14 protein-coding genes are annotated in these 16,246 nt (G+C 43.5%); 8 read left to right on the top strand and 6 right to left on the bottom strand.

Annotated features, from left to right (window positions below; all coding sequences use genetic code 11):
• Positions 1 to 316: 316 nt before the first annotated feature.
• Positions 317 to 643 carry an RNA recognition motif domain-containing protein gene (locus ACL6C3_RS27785; RefSeq protein ID WP_413163019.1) on the top strand — a complete coding sequence of 109 codons (327 nt, stop codon included), beginning with the start codon at positions 317 to 319 and terminating at the stop codon, positions 641 to 643.
• 95 nt (positions 644 to 738) lie between these two features.
• Here the strand turns inward: ACL6C3_RS27785 and ACL6C3_RS27780 are convergent, their stop codons facing one another.
• A complete protein-coding gene (locus ACL6C3_RS27780) occupies positions 739 to 1,470 on the bottom strand; it encodes a phosphatase PAP2 family protein (protein ID WP_413163018.1) in 732 nt (243 codons plus the stop codon).
• A gap of 155 nt (positions 1,471 to 1,625) precedes the next feature.
• Here ACL6C3_RS27780 and ACL6C3_RS27775 point away from each other — a divergent pair, with 155 nt between their 5' ends.
• The 4 genes from ACL6C3_RS27775 to ACL6C3_RS27760 all read left to right on the top strand — a co-directional run bounded on the left by ACL6C3_RS27775 (position 1,626) and on the right by ACL6C3_RS27760 (position 6,050).
• Complete coding sequence (locus tag ACL6C3_RS27775; protein WP_413163017.1) at positions 1,626 to 1,844, top strand: hypothetical protein; 219 nt, start codon at positions 1,626 to 1,628, stop codon at positions 1,842 to 1,844.
• 31 nt (positions 1,845 to 1,875) lie between these two features.
• Complete coding sequence (locus ACL6C3_RS27770) at positions 1,876 to 2,286, top strand: DNA-binding protein (protein ID WP_413163016.1); 411 nt, start codon at positions 1,876 to 1,878, stop codon at positions 2,284 to 2,286.
• Positions 2,287 to 2,304: 18 nt separating this feature from the next.
• The gene (locus ACL6C3_RS27765) at positions 2,305 to 3,465 is read left to right on the top strand and encodes a cupin domain-containing protein (RefSeq protein ID WP_413163014.1); all 1,161 of its coding nucleotides are present in this window, start codon (positions 2,305 to 2,307) and stop codon (positions 3,463 to 3,465) included.
• Between the two features lie 764 nt (positions 3,466 to 4,229).
• The gene (locus tag ACL6C3_RS27760; protein ID WP_413163012.1) at positions 4,230 to 6,050 is read left to right on the top strand and encodes an ABC transporter ATP-binding protein; all 1,821 of its coding nucleotides are present in this window, start codon (positions 4,230 to 4,232) and stop codon (positions 6,048 to 6,050) included.
• Between the two features lie 41 nt (positions 6,051 to 6,091).
• Here ACL6C3_RS27760 and ACL6C3_RS27755 read toward each other — a convergent pair whose 3' ends face one another.
• The 5 genes from ACL6C3_RS27755 to ACL6C3_RS27735 all read right to left on the bottom strand — a co-directional run bounded on the left by ACL6C3_RS27755 (position 6,092) and on the right by ACL6C3_RS27735 (position 11,864).
• Positions 6,092 to 6,910 carry a nucleotidyltransferase gene (locus ACL6C3_RS27755; protein WP_413163011.1) on the bottom strand — a complete coding sequence of 273 codons (819 nt, stop codon included), beginning with the start codon at positions 6,908 to 6,910 and terminating at the stop codon, positions 6,092 to 6,094.
• 130 nt (positions 6,911 to 7,040) lie between these two features.
• On the bottom strand, positions 7,041 to 8,375 hold the full coding sequence (locus tag ACL6C3_RS27750) for a cytochrome P450 (RefSeq protein ID WP_413163010.1): 1,335 nt from the start codon (positions 8,373 to 8,375) through the stop codon (positions 7,041 to 7,043).
• Between the two features lie 157 nt (positions 8,376 to 8,532).
• Entirely contained in the window at positions 8,533 to 9,516 is a 984-nt protein-coding gene (locus ACL6C3_RS27745; protein WP_413163009.1) for an N-acetylglucosamine kinase, read from the bottom strand.
• 530 nt (positions 9,517 to 10,046) lie between these two features.
• On the bottom strand, positions 10,047 to 10,934 hold the full coding sequence (locus ACL6C3_RS27740) for a S1 RNA-binding domain-containing protein (protein ID WP_413163008.1): 888 nt from the start codon (positions 10,932 to 10,934) through the stop codon (positions 10,047 to 10,049).
• A 180-nt stretch (positions 10,935 to 11,114) separates the two neighbouring features.
• Entirely contained in the window at positions 11,115 to 11,864 is a 750-nt protein-coding gene (locus ACL6C3_RS27735) for a dienelactone hydrolase family protein (RefSeq protein WP_413163007.1), read from the bottom strand.
• Between the two features lie 181 nt (positions 11,865 to 12,045).
• Here ACL6C3_RS27735 and ACL6C3_RS27730 point away from each other — a divergent pair, with 181 nt between their 5' ends.
• The 3 genes from ACL6C3_RS27730 to ACL6C3_RS27720 all read left to right on the top strand — a co-directional run bounded on the left by ACL6C3_RS27730 (position 12,046) and on the right by ACL6C3_RS27720 (position 16,092).
• Positions 12,046 to 13,029, top strand: a complete 984-nt coding sequence (locus tag ACL6C3_RS27730) for a GntR family transcriptional regulator (RefSeq protein WP_413163006.1) — start codon at positions 12,046 to 12,048, stop codon at positions 13,027 to 13,029.
• Between the two features lie 756 nt (positions 13,030 to 13,785).
• Positions 13,786 to 14,457: a nitroreductase family protein gene (locus ACL6C3_RS27725; RefSeq protein WP_413163005.1), complete on the top strand. Its 672-nt coding sequence runs from the start codon at positions 13,786 to 13,788 to the stop codon at positions 14,455 to 14,457.
• A gap of 72 nt (positions 14,458 to 14,529) precedes the next feature.
• A complete protein-coding gene (locus ACL6C3_RS27720) occupies positions 14,530 to 16,092 on the top strand; it encodes a hypothetical protein (RefSeq protein WP_413163004.1) in 1,563 nt (520 codons plus the stop codon).
• The last annotated feature ends 154 nt before the right edge of the window (positions 16,093 to 16,246 follow it).

Here is a 16,246-nt window from a genome sequence, read left to right as displayed (position 1 = left end):
ATCTAGTTGAATTGTACAGCCCCTTATTTAGTTGAATCTTAACTTGAGACTGTACTTTTTGGATTAAGTATGAGATGATATTAGATAACAGCTTACTAGGCTTTCGAGTCGTTCGATCAATTGCATTCGCGCCTGCGTGTGAGCAAGGGAATCGCGACCGGATTTGATAGTCGTGGTAGCTGTGATACAATAAAACGCGAGAATAGGTTCGGTTGCAGTTTTTGCGTCAAGTGTTGAGCTACTGTGTTCTGTTTCATCAGGCATGGCTCGCCTTCCGAAATCTCTCTCCACATCTAATTGATTTGGGAGGTTACTCATGTCTGTATATATTGGCAATTTATCCTACGATGTCACGGAGGATGATTTAAAGTCTGTTTTTGAAGAATACGGTAAGGTTTGCCGGGTACAAATCCCCACCGATCGAGAAACAGGTCGTTCTCGGGGTTTTGCATTTGTAGAAATGGACAACGACTCTGAAGAACAAGCGGCCATTGAAGCCCTTGATGGCGCGGAGTGGATGGGTCGCGATCTCAAAGTGAACAAAGCCAAGCCCCGTGAAAACCGGGGACCTTCCGGAGGTCGTGGGGGTCGGGGAGGAGGCGATCGCCGAAATCGTTTCGGTGGTGGCGGCTACCAAGTTTAGGAAGTTTCCCCTCGTTATTTTGAACAAATTGGCCATCAATCTTCTTCTCAGGGTAGAGGGAGATTGATTTGTTTTCTCAAAACTCAGCTTTTCCATCAAAACGCCCGATTCGCTCGATGAAACGCCACAATCAACGTCGTTAGCCAACAGACCCCGATCGCCAAACCCGCAATAATATCACTAGGCCAGTGCGCCCCCAAAATCAGGCGAGCAATGCACACCATCCCCACCCAAAACATTCCCGCCAACACCGCTACACTGCGCTCTAAACCCCCTCTAGCCGAGCGATACCACAAATAAAACAAAAATCCGTAAACGCTCGTCACAATCAACGTGTGGCCGGACGGATAGGAATGCAAACTCGGCGCCGCCAACCCGGACGCAATCAGATCGGGACGCTGACGATTCCAATACAGCCAACCCGTCCAAGCAAAGGCAAACTGTAAGATATAAGCCGATAAAACTGTTGCGGCGATCACCGGATGCGATCGCCAAATTGCTGTTAACACCACAGCCGTAATTAAGGGTAACATATAAACTAAATTGCCGGGAGATTCCCAAGTTATACTTCTGGCAAAAGTTAAAGGAACATTTTCCGAAATTAGCATCAGCATTCGTTCATCCATCGCCTGCAAAGTGCCAGTATTAACCGCAGACTTCGCCCAAAACGTGACCGCAAAAGCAACAACAGTCGTAACAATAAACCCAATTCCCAATATTTTCGCCCAACCTTTCCAAACCGATCTCGGGAGTTGGCGGGCATCTTCCCAAAAGCGAAACCAACTATTTCGCAGAAGAATCCAAGCAATCCAACGTGTTCGAGACATCACCCCACTGGTTTTTTGAGTCAATCTATTATTCTACTGCGAAACGTTGAAAATTCACAAAAAGCTGATTTTTGGGTTTGTCATTTTCTTGTCATCTTTGGTCGCTAATCTAGAAATATAGAAAACAGTTTAAGCAATCAAAGGGAGATTATCCAATGTCTACAACCACTTTAAAAAAACCCTCAACCCCCAGCCGCATTCAAATTTCCATCGAAGATCTTCCGACAAAAGTTGCAGCGCCCGTAAAATTTAGACGCCTCCCCACCAGCGCCGATGCTGACAACGACCAAGACTATACCTACGATGTCGATCAAGGTCAGCCTCAAAGTCGCCGTCGCGGTCAATATCGACCCATTTTCCGCCAAATTCACTAAGATAAATTGCCGATCATAAAAAGCATTTACCATGAAACTTTCCTTAAAACTTGCAACCGCTTTAACCGTTATTCTCGCTTCGGCGATCACTCCGATCAAGCCCAGTTTTTCGCAAGTCCCCATTCGCGATCTGCAACGAACCCAAGGTTTAACCATTACCGGAGTTGTGACCGCAGTCTTCGGGAATGAATTTGTAGTTGATGATGGGACCGGACAAATACTCGTAGAAGCAGGCCCGCCCTGGTATCATCAAATTCGGATCAACCAGGGAGAAGCGGTCACGGTGGTCGGAGAATACGACGATGACGATTTTGACGCTTTCACCATTACCCGCCAAGACGGAACCGTGTTGAATATTCGTCCGGCTTCTGGCCCTCCACCTTGGGCGGGTGGCCCCAAGCGTCAAAGCGATCGTCGGGCAAATTTTCCGCCCATTCAATAGCGTTTTAAAATCTTCCTCATGCAAACCTTTTCCTATCTCCTGACTCCCGATTTTCTGGAGTCATTTTTTCAAGATTATTGGCTAAAAAAAGCTGTTATCGTACCCGCAAACCACCCCAACAAATTCAATCACTTATTTTCCTGGGAAGACCTCAATAGTTTACTCAATTTCCACAATCTGACTTATCCCGAAATCCGGTTGGCAAAAGGCGGTCAAACCTTGCCGGAAAATGCCTGCAATGATTTGACAAAAAACTGCCAAGAGGGGGCAACTTTAATTATTGATCGCCTCCAATCTCGACTTCCGGCGATAGCAGAATTTACCGCAAAATTACGCACGGAAATCGGACACCGCACCCAAGTTAACACTTATTGTTCGTTTCCCGGACATCAAGGTTTTGGCTGTCATTACGATGCCCACGAAGTGTTTATTCTGCAAATTTCCGGTTACAAAAACTGGCGGGTATTTTCCCCAACGTTTGAGTTCCCCCTCTCCAAACATCGTTCAAATTTACTCGATCCCCCAACTACCGATCCCTATATTAATCAACAGTTAAAACCTGGGGATTTATTATACATTCCTCGCGGACATTGGCATTATGCAGTAGCAGTTGATCAACCTTCTCTACATTTAACATTAGGAATAGACTGTCAAACCGGGATAGACTTTGCAGAATGGCTGAGTGAAGAATTCCATCAAAACCCTTTGTGGCGAGAAAGTTTACCCCCGTTAACTCCTAATTATCGTCAAGTTTGTCGCCAACATCTTCGTGATTTAATCAAAGAATGGGTTAAACAGTTAGAAACCGATGAGTTAATTGATCGTTATCTCGATGAACAATTTATGGGGGGACAACCTTCGACTCAATTTGGTTTTCCCGCACAGGTTGGCTATGATTTATTTCCCGAAGGAAGACACACTAAATTTTATCGTCCTCCCCAACCCGTACAGATTAATAATTTGCCCGAAGATACGGTCGAAATTTGTACCGCTAACAAAAAAATTACTCTCAAAGGAGTTGACAGAGACGTTTTAGAACATTTATTTAAAAGAACAAATTTTTCGGGTTTAGACCTTTGTAAATGGCTACCTGATTTTGATTGGGAAGCCGATATTAGCCCGATGATGACACAGTTAATTTTATCTGGGATTGTCAGGGTTGAGCAACCAAAATTATAATATAAAATCGAAAAATAATTTGTTTTGTAGGGGCGGGTTCCGAAAAAATCTATATTTTTTATCAAGAATTTAGATAAACCCGCCCTCAACCCCAAAACCCAAAATTCTGTAGGGGCGGGTTCCGAAAAAATCTATATTTCTTATCAAGAATTTAGATAAACCCGCCCTCAACCCGTTAACTAATATTGACAATAACTTTACCAATTAATTCGCAAGAGGGGGCGGGTTTATAAAGGTTATTTCTGGGTAATAGAAATTAATTCGGAACCCGCCCCTACAGCATAATAATATGATAGCAAGAGGGGGCGGGTTTATAAAGGTTATTTCTGGGTGATAGAAATTAATTCGGAACCCGCCCCTACAGCATAATAATATGATAGCAAGAGGGGGCGGGTTTATAAAGGTTATTTCTGGGTGATAGAAATTAATTCGGAACCCGCCCCTACAGCATAATAATATGATAGCAAGAGGGGGCGGGTTTATAAAGGTTATTTCTGGGTAATAGAAATTAATTCGGAACCCGCCCCTACAGCATAATAATATGATAGCAAGAGGGGGCGGGTTTATAAAGGTTATTTCTGGGTGATATAAATTAATTCGCAAGAGGGGGCGGGAATATGCACGGTTATTTCTGGGTAATAGAAATTAATTCGCAAGAGGGGGCGGGAATATGCACGGTTATTTCTGGGTAATAGAAATTAATTCGGAACCCGCCCATACAGTATTCTTTATATATAGCCCACATTGAAGTATTTTCTATAACTATGAAACGTAAAGAATGGGAATTATTGTGGAGTTTTATCCGTCCTTATCGGGTGTGGATGGGGTTGAGTTTAACGTTGGGGTTGATCGATGGACTTTTGGGCGGAATTGGGTTAACATTGGTTGTGCCTGTGGCGATGGAATTTCTCGGGTTAAGACTCGCGCCTGAGGAGTTTCCGTCGATTTTAAATCCGGTTTTAACTGTGTTTGAAAATGTTCCAACCTCGCTACATTTACCGCTTTTAGCAATAGTAACAGTTGGGGCGATCGTTTTGCAAAGTGGCGTGAGTTATCTGAATGTTTTAGTGTCGGGACACCTAACGCGACGGTTAATAACTCATCTGCGGGATGCGGAACTTCAGTTATTATTGGCGGTTGATATTGCTTTTTATACTCACCGACAGTTGGGCGATCTTAAACATATTTTAGAAACGGAAACTCAACGGGCGGTTAGTTCGATTAGAAATTTACTTAGAATTGCTATTCTTTCGATTACAATTACCGTCTTTGTGGGAATTTTAATTCTGTTATCCTGGCGGTTAACGCTGATAACAAGTCTGTTTTTGTTGGGAGTTGTAAAAATTAACCAAATGGCGATCGCCCAGTCCCGAAATTATGGTAAAAAAATATCAAATTTATCAAAGGATTATGCGGTTAGTCTGTTAGAATTGTTATCGGGGATTCGGTTAGTAAAAACCACCGCCAACGAACCTCGAGAATATGGGCGTTTGCAACGGTTGATGTTGGACTGCGAGACGGCTGATTTTGCGGCGCAGGCTATGACAGAAGCGATCGCGCCCCTCGGACAGTTGCTCGGCGTTTTTGGGGTGTTATTGCTCGTTTTTGCGGCGCATTTTTTGGGGTTAAATACGCCTCAAGGATCGGCTTTAATTTTAACTTATATTGTGGTCTTATTTCGCCTTCTTCCCCAACTTTCGGCTTTGGATACTTACCGATCGCGTTTGGCTCATCGTTCCGCGAGTGTGGAAATTGTGCAGAATTTTCTACGGCGAGATAACAAACCGTTTATGGTGAATGGGAGTTTACCCTACAGTCGGTTAGAAAAGGAAATTCGGTTTAATAATGTTAGTTTTTCCTATCCGAAATTATCGGAAACCGAGAAGGACTCATTTGACGAGTCTAAACCGATTTTAACTGAGATTAACCTCTCAATTCCTCAAGGTAGCACTTTGGCGGTTGTGGGCACTTCTGGTGCGGGAAAATCGACTTTGGCGGATTTATTGTGTCGCCTTTACGATCCCGATCGCGGAACGATTACACTCGACGGGGAAGACTTGAGAAACTTCGATTTAAGCGCTTTGCGTTCGGCGATCGCGGTTGTGAGTCAGGATGTATTTTTATTTAATAAAACGATTCGTTATAATCTCACCTACGCTTCTAATTATACAACAGAAACGGAAATTTGGGAAGGGGTTAAACAGGCTTATGCGGAAGAATTTATCACCCAATTACCCGAACAACTAGACACTAGAATTGGCGATAGAGGGATCAGGCTTTCGGGGGGACAAAGACAGCGGTTGGCGATCGCCAGGGCGTTGTTACAAAAGCCGGATATTCTGATTTTAGATGAAGCTACAAGTGCGTTAGATAGTCTCAGCGAACAACAAGTACAGCAAGCTTTCAACCGTTTATCTTGCACTCGGTTTATTATCGCTCATCGCCTTTCTACCATTCAAAATGCCGATCAAATAGCCGTCTTAAAAGAAGGTAAAATAGTCGAATGCGGAACCCATTCGCAGCTAATCTTAAAACAAGGATATTACAGCCATTTCTACCAAGAACAAACAGATACTAACCAATAATAAAAATCCTGTTTCTTTGAGAAAGCGGTTTTTTTTCAATCCTACGAGTCATCTAAAGGAGGATAACACAAATCAATCTGATCAACCAACCAACTCCCGAAACTGTTGAGAAATTCCCTAATTTTCACCGGATCATCAACGGGGTTGATCGCCCAATTTAACGCTTGATACATTTGGGGTTGCTGTTGGGGAAAATAGCGGGAAAAAAGTTGATAACAAGGATACAAATCCCGAGTATAACATTGGGCGGTTTCCATGATAATCTCAAACCCAGATCGGACAATACGCTTCATTATCCACTGACAAGCTTTTTTAACCTTTAAAGATTCGCTTTCATCTAACTCTTGTAAGTCTATCATTACTTGTTGCAAATCTTCCGCCAAACTAAACGCATGACTAACGGCGTTTATATCCGGTTTACAGGGGGGAAATTGTAAACTGATATCTTCGCCCCAAACACAAACCGCTTGAGTTTTAAGCAACATTCTGAGGGGGTTATAATCATCTAAATTTAGGTCTAACAAACGTTCCGACTCCAACGCCCTTAATTCTATCCCGGTACAAAAAGGATACTGTAATTTTAGGGGTGTTTTAAAGCTATCAAACCAAGAATAATCCAGTCTATCTTTTTCCGTATTAACAACAGCAAAACTATCGAGATCGGAAACACCAGGAATAGCTTTTCCAACCGCAACCGAACCCCGAACATAAATACTATCAACCGCATCAAGCCAATATTTGCGATATCCTAATATTACCTCATCGATAAGCGATCGCCACTCGGGAGTAATTTTTTCTAGACTCGCTTCGCGGATAATAAACCCCGCTTGATCAACAGCCAAAACTTTACCTATTGCCAAAATTTCCCCCATTCTATCCGCCTGTTAATTTTATTATTAATTTCTCAAAAAGCCTGTTTCAAACTTCCCCCTCCTTTCTCAAAAACCCGGTTTCTTAGAGAAACCGGGTTTTTCTAGATTGGGGGTGAAATTAAACTCCCTCAGTTAAACGTTTAAAATTCACTAAAAGATTATCTTTCGGATGGGGAGTCGGAGTAACAGTCATCTCTAAATTTTGGTTGGGAAGCAGTTCCCAGTCGTATTCACGCAACAACATTAACGCCAATATTTTCATCTCTAATTTTGCAAATTCTTTCCCCAGACATTCTCGCATTCCGCCACCAAACGGAATATAACCATAGGGTTTTTCTTCGGTTTTTTCGAGAGAAAATCGTTCCGGATAGAACTTTTCGGGTTCGTTGTATATGCTATGTTCTTGATGGGTTTGCCCGATTTGGTAGAGAACCGTCCAACCTTTTGGAAGGGTATAACCGTTAAATTCACAAGTTTCTACAACTTGTCGAAACCCACCCCCAACAGGCGGAACAAACCGCAACACTTCTTTTAAAACTTGATCCAAATATGGCATCGATTTTAACTGTTCAAAACTGAGGGGTTCTGTGAGTTGAATTTGTTTTTGTTCTAATCTTGCTTTTTCCAAAACATCCCGATGTTGGGCGAGAAGCAAACAAAAAGCGGTGACGCTAGAAGTTAGGGTTTCGTGTCCCGCAAATAACAACAATAAAATTTGTTCTTTCAGTTCTTCGACGCTGAGACTGTTTCCGTCTTCGTCTTTGGCTTGCAATAACAAACCCAACGCATCTTCTCCGGGTTCGGCTTGTTGTTGGCGTTTGCGAATAATTGTTTCAATTTTATTCAGCAATTTTTTCCGACAATTTAACGCCCGATTAAATTTAGTTCCCGGTAAACGTAAGGGAATCGTAAATAATCCATCACAATAGGTCTCAAACCAGTCGCCCATTTCCGTTTCGGAAGCGGTTTCATCCCCAACAAATAGCTTACAGGCGACATCAAAGGTATATTTTCTCAGTTGGGGACACCAAGCAAAAGTTTTCTGTTGTTCCCAGTTTTGCAAGTAACGGCGAGTCATTTTTTCCATTGTCGGAACGTACCCCGCCAACGCCCTCGGTTGGAAGGCTTGGGCTAATAATTTGCGGCGAGATTTATGAATATCTCCGCTTTGAATTGACAGAGTAGCTGGTCCTAAAAGTGTTTTTGTACTGGAGGGCCAATTACTTTCAAAATATTTCTTTTCGTTGCTAAAAATAAACCGATTCGCCTCACTTCCAATCATCATTATTGTGGGGCGACCAAAGATGTTTGTTTTGAAAACCGGCCCATATTTTTTATGTCGCTTATCTGCAAAATCTCCATCCCGCAGAAAACTAATGGTTTCGCCAATTAAGGGTAAACCAAAATTTCCGGGGGGAGTAGGATGAGTTTGTTTTGTTTCTGTGGTTGTCATTGTGCTTGAGTGTTAAGTTCTACTGTAAGTTAGTTCTACTATAAATTATAGTAGGGTGGGTGACAACTGATAAGTTAACTGTTGGATTTGATAACTTTTTGATGTCACCCACCCTACTGGTGAAATTGGCAATATTTTGATGACACCCACCGGAATGTTATAAATTTTTTGGAAAATATCCCAACCCATTTAACGCTAATATTCCCGCCCCATAAGCGGGTTCATAACGGGGTAAAATCACGTTAGCATTAGGAACGACTGCTTTTAAAGATTGAATGTATTTTGAATGAAAATTGTTGATTCCTTGAAAGACTCCGCCTATAGTAACGATTTCAACAGTTTCATTGGGTTCAAATAAACTTTCTATGACTATTTTTGTCGCGAATACTAATTCTTCTATGGCTGTATTAATAATTTTATTGGCGATTTCATCTCCATTTCTGGCAACTTTATCGACAATTTTAGCTAAACTTGCAATTTGTGGAACCGTCCACCCCCGTCTGTAAACGACTTCGATTAAAGATTCAATATTATCGAGGTTTAAATGTTGTTTGAATGCGGGGATTAATTCAGTTGAACCCAACCGCCCATCGTGGGATTTTAACGCCGCTTTTAACCCGGAAATTGCGATAAAATACCCGCTTCCTTCATCGCCCAACAAATAACCCCAACCCCCGACTCGTTTGGTTTGTCCTTGGCTGTTTTGTCCGAATATTTGCGAACCGGTTCCGGCGATAACGACAATTCCAACGGAATGACCCAAACCGCCAACTAAAGCAATAACACTATCACTTTTAATCACAGTAGAGTTTGGTTCTAATTCCCAATTTATTGATGCTTTTGAAGTTTTTATTACCTGTTCAAGTAAGTTTTGAATAACGTTAAAATCTTCTTCTCGACCAACTCCCGCCAGTCCAATTCCCAATCCTTGAATTGAAATTTTGTTATAATTTTTGTCATCTAAAAAACTAGAAATTGCTTTATCTATGGCGGTTTTAATAGCAATTTGTGCGGCATCTATTCCAATAGTTTGATAATTGGATGCTCCCCCATTTCCCCGACTGAGAACGTTTCCGCTTTCATCCATTAATAAACAAACCGTTTTCGTACCACCGCCATCAATACCAAGTACATAAACCATTTGAAATTAAGAATTTAAAAGTTCAGGTAGGGGCGGGTTCCGCAAAAATATGTGTCTTCCCACTTTCAACCTAGATAAACCCGCCCCGGAATTTATATTCCGCAAAAATATGTGTTTACTCACTTTCAACCTAGATAAACCCGCCCCGGAATTTATATTCCGCAAAAATATGTGTTTACTCACTTTCAACCTAGATAAACCCGCCCCGGAATTTATATTCCGCAAAAATATGTGTTTACTCACTTTCAACCTAGATAAACCCGCCCCAGAATTTATAGTGGTTTGGGTTCGGATGAGGTAAAAGTCAAAAACCCGGTTTCTTGAACAATACATATTATCTATTTGAGGAAGTGGTAGAATAAACCGGGTTTTTTGGTCTCCTTCATTCAACTGAAAACCGGAATTTCAAAGTTAATACTTTACCCCATTTCTAAACATAATGTATGACAAATATTCTGTTATTAATTACGGCAAAAATTGGTTTATAAAATCAATTTTGGGGCGCAATATTTGCACCCCAACGGGTTAATTTATGAGGCGGAAATCAGTTTTTTCGCCCGTTCCGCTCTGGCTTCGGCTGAATCCATCACTTCGGGGAATTTATCAACTATTTCTCCGGGATAGTTTTCTAACAATCGAGTGGATAAAGAAACCCGACGCCGCCCTTCTTCGAGGTCAATAACCATCGCTTTAACCGCCAAACCAACGGGGAATAAATTCGGAAGGGACTCGATATATTTTTGGCTGACTTCTTTAATATGAATCAATCCTGTTACCCCATCTAAATCAACAAACACGCCAAAAGGTTTAACGCTGCTGACTTTTCCTTCAATTAACTGACCGACTTCTAGCTGACCAAAACTAACAGATTCCGTCGCCAAACGTTGAGAGAAAACCAGTTTATTGCGATCGCGATCTAGCTCTAAAATATTAACCGTGAGCAACTGATCCATCAAACCATTCAAGTTTTCTTTTTCAATCAAATGGGAGCGGGGAATAAATCCGCGTAAAGAGTCAAAATCTACCGTTACTCCGCCCCGGTTCATCCCGGTTACTCGAACTTGAAAGCTTTGATTTTGCTTTTGAGATTCACTTAATTGATCCCAAACTTTATCGAGTTCAAGCTGTCGAATAGACAGGAGAACTTGACCCTCAGCATTTTGTTCGCGAATCACTAAAAACTCTCGTTCTTCTTCTTTGGGTAAAATCTCGGACAAATCTTCAACATCGGCTAAAGAGGCTTCTTTACGGGGTAAAAAACCGGGAGATTTTCCCCCAATGATGTCAATATAGACGCCATCACTTGCATATTCAAATACCTGACCTCGTACAACCTGGCCTTTTTGCAGATCGTAATCATGCTCTTCTAATGCTCTCGCAAAATCATCAAGTGAAAAAGATGTATTTTTCGTATTCATAGGAGTTCACAACAAAACAAAGAATCTATCAATTGGGCGACTTTTTTTATTCCGGCCCCCTTTGCAACTGCCCAATTCCTGCGACTAATGTGCCTTGATCTTCCAATATAACCAATTCCAACACCATTAGGGAGCGATGGTCGCTCAGGTTGAATGAGAGTAAAGCCCCTATGTCCTAGTTTACTCGGTGGCTTTGAGTTCCTGGCTAAAAAGCTGTTTAACGTGCTTCCAGGCGTCTTCTGCGGCGTTTTGATCGTAACTGTCGCGTTGATCGCAGAAAAACCCGTGAGTCGCCCGATAGCGGAAAATTTTATGGCGAATTTGATGCTGTTTCAACGCCGCTTCAATTTCATCGACCTGTTCGTTGGGAATTAACGGATCTTCGGTCCCAAAAAAGCCGTACAATACCCCGTTAATGTCGGGTGTGCGGCTAACCGTCGGTTCTCCTCCGCCCGGGGTTCCGGTAACAATTCCCGCCCCGTAAAACGACGCTGTAGCCTTAATTTCGGGTAAGGTCGCCGCCAGATAAACCACATGACCCCCAAAACAAAATCCGATGGTACCGAACCCCTTTGAGTTTACCGCGTCTAAACTTTTCAGATAGTCAATGGTAGCTTGTACATCGCTGAGGAGTTCCGATGCTTTGGTTTGTTCTTTGTATTTTCGACCCAACTTTAAATCTTCGTCGCTATAACCGACCTCAAAACCGGGCGCCTGACGCTGATAAATGGCCGGAGCGATCGCCACATAACCTTGTTGGGCTATTCTTCGGGTAACATCGCGAATGTGATCGTTAACTCCGAAGATTTCTTGAATAACGACAACTCCCGGAAATGCTCCCTCGCCAACAGGTTGAGCTAGATAAGCGGCGATCTCCAAGTCCCCGTTAGCCACTGTAACATAGCCTGTGCGTATTTCTAAATCTGACATAATTCTCAATCGGTGGAGCTTCTATACGAAAATCTTTTTGCCTAACGTGTATCTTGAGTAAACTACTCTATAGTACAAGTCATTGCCCCCTAATCGACAAGTTACTAATATTCCGATACAGACCCATGACAGCACAGATGTTCAGTTTTTGACCTCTGGGGCTGACTTTAGGAGATTTGTTATGGTTCAATTCTATATTCAGCCAGATAGTGACATTCCTGCTTCTAATCAGTTATTTAACCAAATTCGGTTCGCGATCGCCTCTCGGCAGTTTCCACCGGGACATCGTTTACCGAGTACCCGTCAGCTTGCGATGCAAACCGGACTGCATCGCAACACCATTAGCAAGGTTTACCGTCAACTCGAAGATAGCGGTTTGGTTGAAGCCCAGGCGGGTTCGGGAATTTATGTGCGGGCTTTGGGTCACGAAGGGGGTTCTCGGCTGAATTCGCCGATTTTAGAACATTATCCAGAAGCGAACAAGATCATTCAACGGGGTTTGGATGAACTTCTCTCCCAAGGATGTACCCTCAACGAAGCCAGAGAACTGTTTTTAGCCGAGATAGACTGGCGTCTGCGCTGTAGTGCTAGAGTTTTGGTAACGGCCCCCATGCAGGATATTGGCATCGGTCAGTTGATGGCTCAGGAACTTGAACAATCTCTGCGGATTCCGGTACAATTAGTCCCGATTGAACAATTGGCTGAAACCATTCAGCAGGTACCATCGGGGACTATTGTCACCAGTCGCTATTTTATCGGCCAAGCCGAAGCGATCGCCGCACCAAAATCAGTTCGGGTGATTCCCATCGATATTTATGACTATGCCCGAGAAATTGAAATGGTACAAGATTTACCCAAAGGAACTTATTTGGGAATTGTTAGTCTCAGTTCGGGTTTGCTACGGGCGACTGAGGTGATTATTCACAGTCTGCGGGGCGAACAAGTGTTGGTAATGACCGCTCAACTGACCGATACTTACAAGATTAACGCGATCGTTCGCAGCGCTCGGGTGATTATTTGCGATCAGGCCAGTTTTGAGACGGTGAAAGCAACGGTACAAGCCAACCGGGATGAAATTATCCGTCCCCCCCAACTGCTCTGCTGTGAAAATTATATCGGGGCCGAGTCGATTAATTTACTCAAACGGGAGTTGGGCTTGAAATAACCCAAATTGACAGCTTTTTCCTTTTTACCAGGGGTTGTAGGGGCGGGTTTAAACAGTCACCTCCGAACCCGTCACTCCGATACCAGTTTTTCAGTCACCAGAGGTTGTAGGGGCGGGTTCGGTCTAAATTGATCGTCTCTGGCCAAAGCTTATATAAACCCGCCCCACCCCATAACAAAATTGATCAACCGGAGATCATTAATCCCAAGCGTAGGGGCGGGTTTAAACAGTCACCTCCGAACCCGTCACTCCGATACCAGTGAATAGGGGACAGGGGACTGGTATTGGGTGTCGGGGAAGGAGTGTCAGGTTTGTAGGGGCGGGTTCTACAATATCTTTAATGACTACTCCAAAATTTAGATAAACCCGCCCCACCCCATAACAAAATTGACTTCGTAGGGGCGGGTTCTACAATATCTTTAATGACTACTCCAAAATTTAGATAAACCCGCCCTGACGGGTTCGGAGGTGACGGGTTCGGTGGTGAGGTGAAAAGGGGCGGGTTTATATTAGTTATCTGTGGGTAACAGAAATTTTGACAGAACCCGCCACTTCAGCGACGGGGGGCGGGTTTATATTAGTTATCTGTGGGTAACAGAAATTTTGACAGAACCCGCCACTTCAGCGACGGGGGGCGGGTTTATATTAGTTATCTGTGGGTAACAGAAATTTTGACAGAACCCGCCCCTACAAACCTAACACCTAAAACCTAACACCAAACTGCTAAACTTCCTGTATTAAACTCAAATTACTGTTATGCAACCTTCAGTTAATCTCACAGAAGCGATCAAAGGGCGACGGGCGGCTCGGGCTTTTAGAACCAATCCGATTCCCAGTGTCATCTTACAGGAAATTCTCGAACTCGGTGTACGAGCGCCCTCTGGATATAACCTTCAACCCTGGCGGTTTGTGGTGGTTCGCAGTCTGGAAAATAAACAAAAGCTCAAAGCCTGTGCGTTTGATCAGCGTCAAGTTGAAGAAGCACCGGTGGTCTTAATTTGTTGTGGCGATCGCCGGGTGAATCAATCTGATTATATCGAATCGGTGATTGAACTGGGCAAAAAAGAGGGGGCGATGAATGACGCCTATGCTGATTTTATCCGAAAAAGTATTCCGGCCTTGTTTGAAAATCGGCCTTGTTTTGAATCCCTCGAAGCCTGGACAAACCGCCACACCATGTTAGCAGTCGCTTATTTTATGATTGTCGCTCGCAGTTACGGGGTTGACAGTTGTCCGATGGAAGGATTTGTTACCAATCAAGTTAAAGAAGCCTTTAAAATTCCCGAGGAGGTCGATGTTTGTTGTATCCTAGCGTTGGGATATGCGGATGAACCGTTTAAACAGTACGGTGGCCGATTTGAGTTGGAAAAAGTCTGTTATGGAGAAACCTATGGCGGAGCGTTAGAACTTCACCAAGATGAATTTTGAATAAAGTTGATTCAGTATCAAACACTTTTATCTGACCCGATTAGACTCTTTTAGATCATCTGAGGATAACCGATGAAAACTGCTCTTATTCAAGAAAAACCCGGAAAACTAAACAATCAAAATACATCAACTCATCCCGAGGAAAGTTTGGATTCATCTGTTGAAATCCAAGACAAACGAGAGGATTTAGAAACTGTTAATCCTTTTTCAGATTGGGATGATAATCCTTTCGATCCAGACGATTTAGAGGATCTCGGTGAGGTTTATCCTCAGGAAAAATCTGCGAAAACCAAACAGAAACCCCTCGAAGAACACCTCGACGAACAGCCCGAGGTTGAGGTTGAAAAGCCGAAAAAAAATTACTTATTTACGCCCCAAGTTGCGCTCAGTTTATTGGCAATTTTTGGGAGTGTATATGTAATAACTCGCCCCTGTGTAATTGGGGAATGTCAGGTAATTGATATCGCCAAAGAACAGGCTCAAAAATCCCAAGAAACTATTCAAAATGTAACCACTTCTCAAGCCCCCGGAATCGCCAAAGAAGAGTTAGATAGTGCGATAAAACAACTGAAAAGAATTCCATTTTGGTCGCCCTATCATCGCCAATCAAGAGCGCTTTTATCGGTTTATAATCAAGAATCTAAAGAGTTAGAATTCGTTGTCAAAGCCCTGTGGATAGCCGGGTTAGCCTCAGAAGAAGCCCAAAACCCGCCCTATGAAGTTGAGGAATGGGATAAGATTAAAACCCGTTGGGAAGAAGCGATCGCTCAACTGCAACAGGTTCCCCCAGAAAATATCATTTATCCTTTTGCTCAGGCTCGACTCGAACAATATCGGGCTAATTTAACAGAAGTTAGAGGACGCCTCGCTCTCGAACGTCAAGCGGGCCGCACCCTCGCGGATGCCAAAAAAGCCGCCCAAGTCGCTCAAGCCCGTCAGGGAGTCGCCAGAGGGGTGGAAAGTTGGCAATTGGTGTATGATACCTGGCAAAATGCAACCAATACCTTGGCGTCGGTTGCACCCGGAACAACGGCTTATCAAGAAGCCCAACTGTTACTCGCTCGATATCAGCCCCAGTTGGAAGACGCTCGCGATCGCAAAACCATCGAACAGGTAGGGCTTGATGCTTACAACCGGGCGGTTAGCAACGCCGATCAAGCCAAAATTTTCGCCGAACGCGGCGCCTGGTCCGATGCGGTAAAATATTGGTCTCAGGCGGTAACTTTTGGTAAACGGGTTCCCATGAGCAGTTCTTATCATGTGGAAATGCAGCCTTTGATGACGTCTTATACCGAGTCTTGGAAGCAAGCGGAAGCCGAAAATAAGGTGGCGACTCGGGTGAATACCGCCCGTCAAGATTTGAAAACTGCTTGTACCGGTTCTCCGACTATTTGTAGTTATAGTGTCAGTCGAGATTTAATTACAATTCGTCTGGCGCCCAACTATGTCGAGAAAATCGAAGAAACTGCACTGACCGGCGATCGCAGTGGGAACCCGGAAAAACGCAATGAGGCGGAAAAACACGTTCAAACGTTGAAAATTGCCCTAGAATCCATTAGTGATAACGCTCAAATTCCCCTAGAAGTTTACAAACCCAACGGGGAAAAAATCGGCGTTCACATCCCCAATAGTTAACCCTATAAAATTCTCTTTTATCCCCCTAAATCCCCCTTAAAAAGGGAGACTTTAAACTTATTATTGCGCCTTCTTTTCCCCCCTTCTTCTTCCCCCCAACCTCCCCACCCCCCTTTTTAAGGGGGGACAAGGGGGGATCATAGGGAGGTGCCGC

It is taken from the genome of Capilliphycus salinus ALCB114379 (assembly GCF_047276495.1).
GTDB lineage: Bacteria > Cyanobacteriota > Cyanobacteriia > Cyanobacteriales > Microcoleaceae > Capilliphycus > Capilliphycus salinus.
Note: the sequence above shows the minus strand (reverse complement) of the source record. Positions and strands in the feature narration are given on the sequence as shown.

Excerpts from the sequence above, each read along its gene's own strand:
- ACL6C3_RS27785 (WP_413163019.1), top strand. The coding sequence starts at position 317 with ATGTCTGTATATATTGGCAATTTATCCTACGATGTCACGGAGGATGAT.
- ACL6C3_RS27780 (WP_413163018.1), bottom strand. The coding sequence starts at position 1,470 with ATGTCTCGAACACGTTGGATTGCTTGGATTCTTCTGCGAAATAGTTGG.
- ACL6C3_RS27775 (WP_413163017.1), top strand. The coding sequence starts at position 1,626 with ATGTCTACAACCACTTTAAAAAAACCCTCAACCCCCAGCCGCATTCAA.
- ACL6C3_RS27770 (WP_413163016.1), top strand. The coding sequence starts at position 1,876 with ATGAAACTTTCCTTAAAACTTGCAACCGCTTTAACCGTTATTCTCGCT.
- ACL6C3_RS27765 (WP_413163014.1), top strand. The coding sequence starts at position 2,305 with ATGCAAACCTTTTCCTATCTCCTGACTCCCGATTTTCTGGAGTCATTT.
- ACL6C3_RS27760 (WP_413163012.1), top strand. The coding sequence starts at position 4,230 with ATGAAACGTAAAGAATGGGAATTATTGTGGAGTTTTATCCGTCCTTAT.
- ACL6C3_RS27750 (WP_413163010.1), bottom strand. The coding sequence starts at position 8,375 with ATGACAACCACAGAAACAAAACAAACTCATCCTACTCCCCCCGGAAAT.
- ACL6C3_RS27745 (WP_413163009.1), bottom strand. The coding sequence starts at position 9,516 with ATGGTTTATGTACTTGGTATTGATGGCGGTGGTACGAAAACGGTTTGT.
- ACL6C3_RS27740 (WP_413163008.1), bottom strand. The coding sequence starts at position 10,934 with ATGAATACGAAAAATACATCTTTTTCACTTGATGATTTTGCGAGAGCA.
- ACL6C3_RS27735 (WP_413163007.1), bottom strand. The coding sequence starts at position 11,864 with ATGTCAGATTTAGAAATACGCACAGGCTATGTTACAGTGGCTAACGGG.
- ACL6C3_RS27730 (WP_413163006.1), top strand. The coding sequence starts at position 12,046 with ATGGTTCAATTCTATATTCAGCCAGATAGTGACATTCCTGCTTCTAAT.
- ACL6C3_RS27725 (WP_413163005.1), top strand. The coding sequence starts at position 13,786 with ATGCAACCTTCAGTTAATCTCACAGAAGCGATCAAAGGGCGACGGGCG.
- ACL6C3_RS27720 (WP_413163004.1), top strand. The coding sequence starts at position 14,530 with ATGAAAACTGCTCTTATTCAAGAAAAACCCGGAAAACTAAACAATCAA.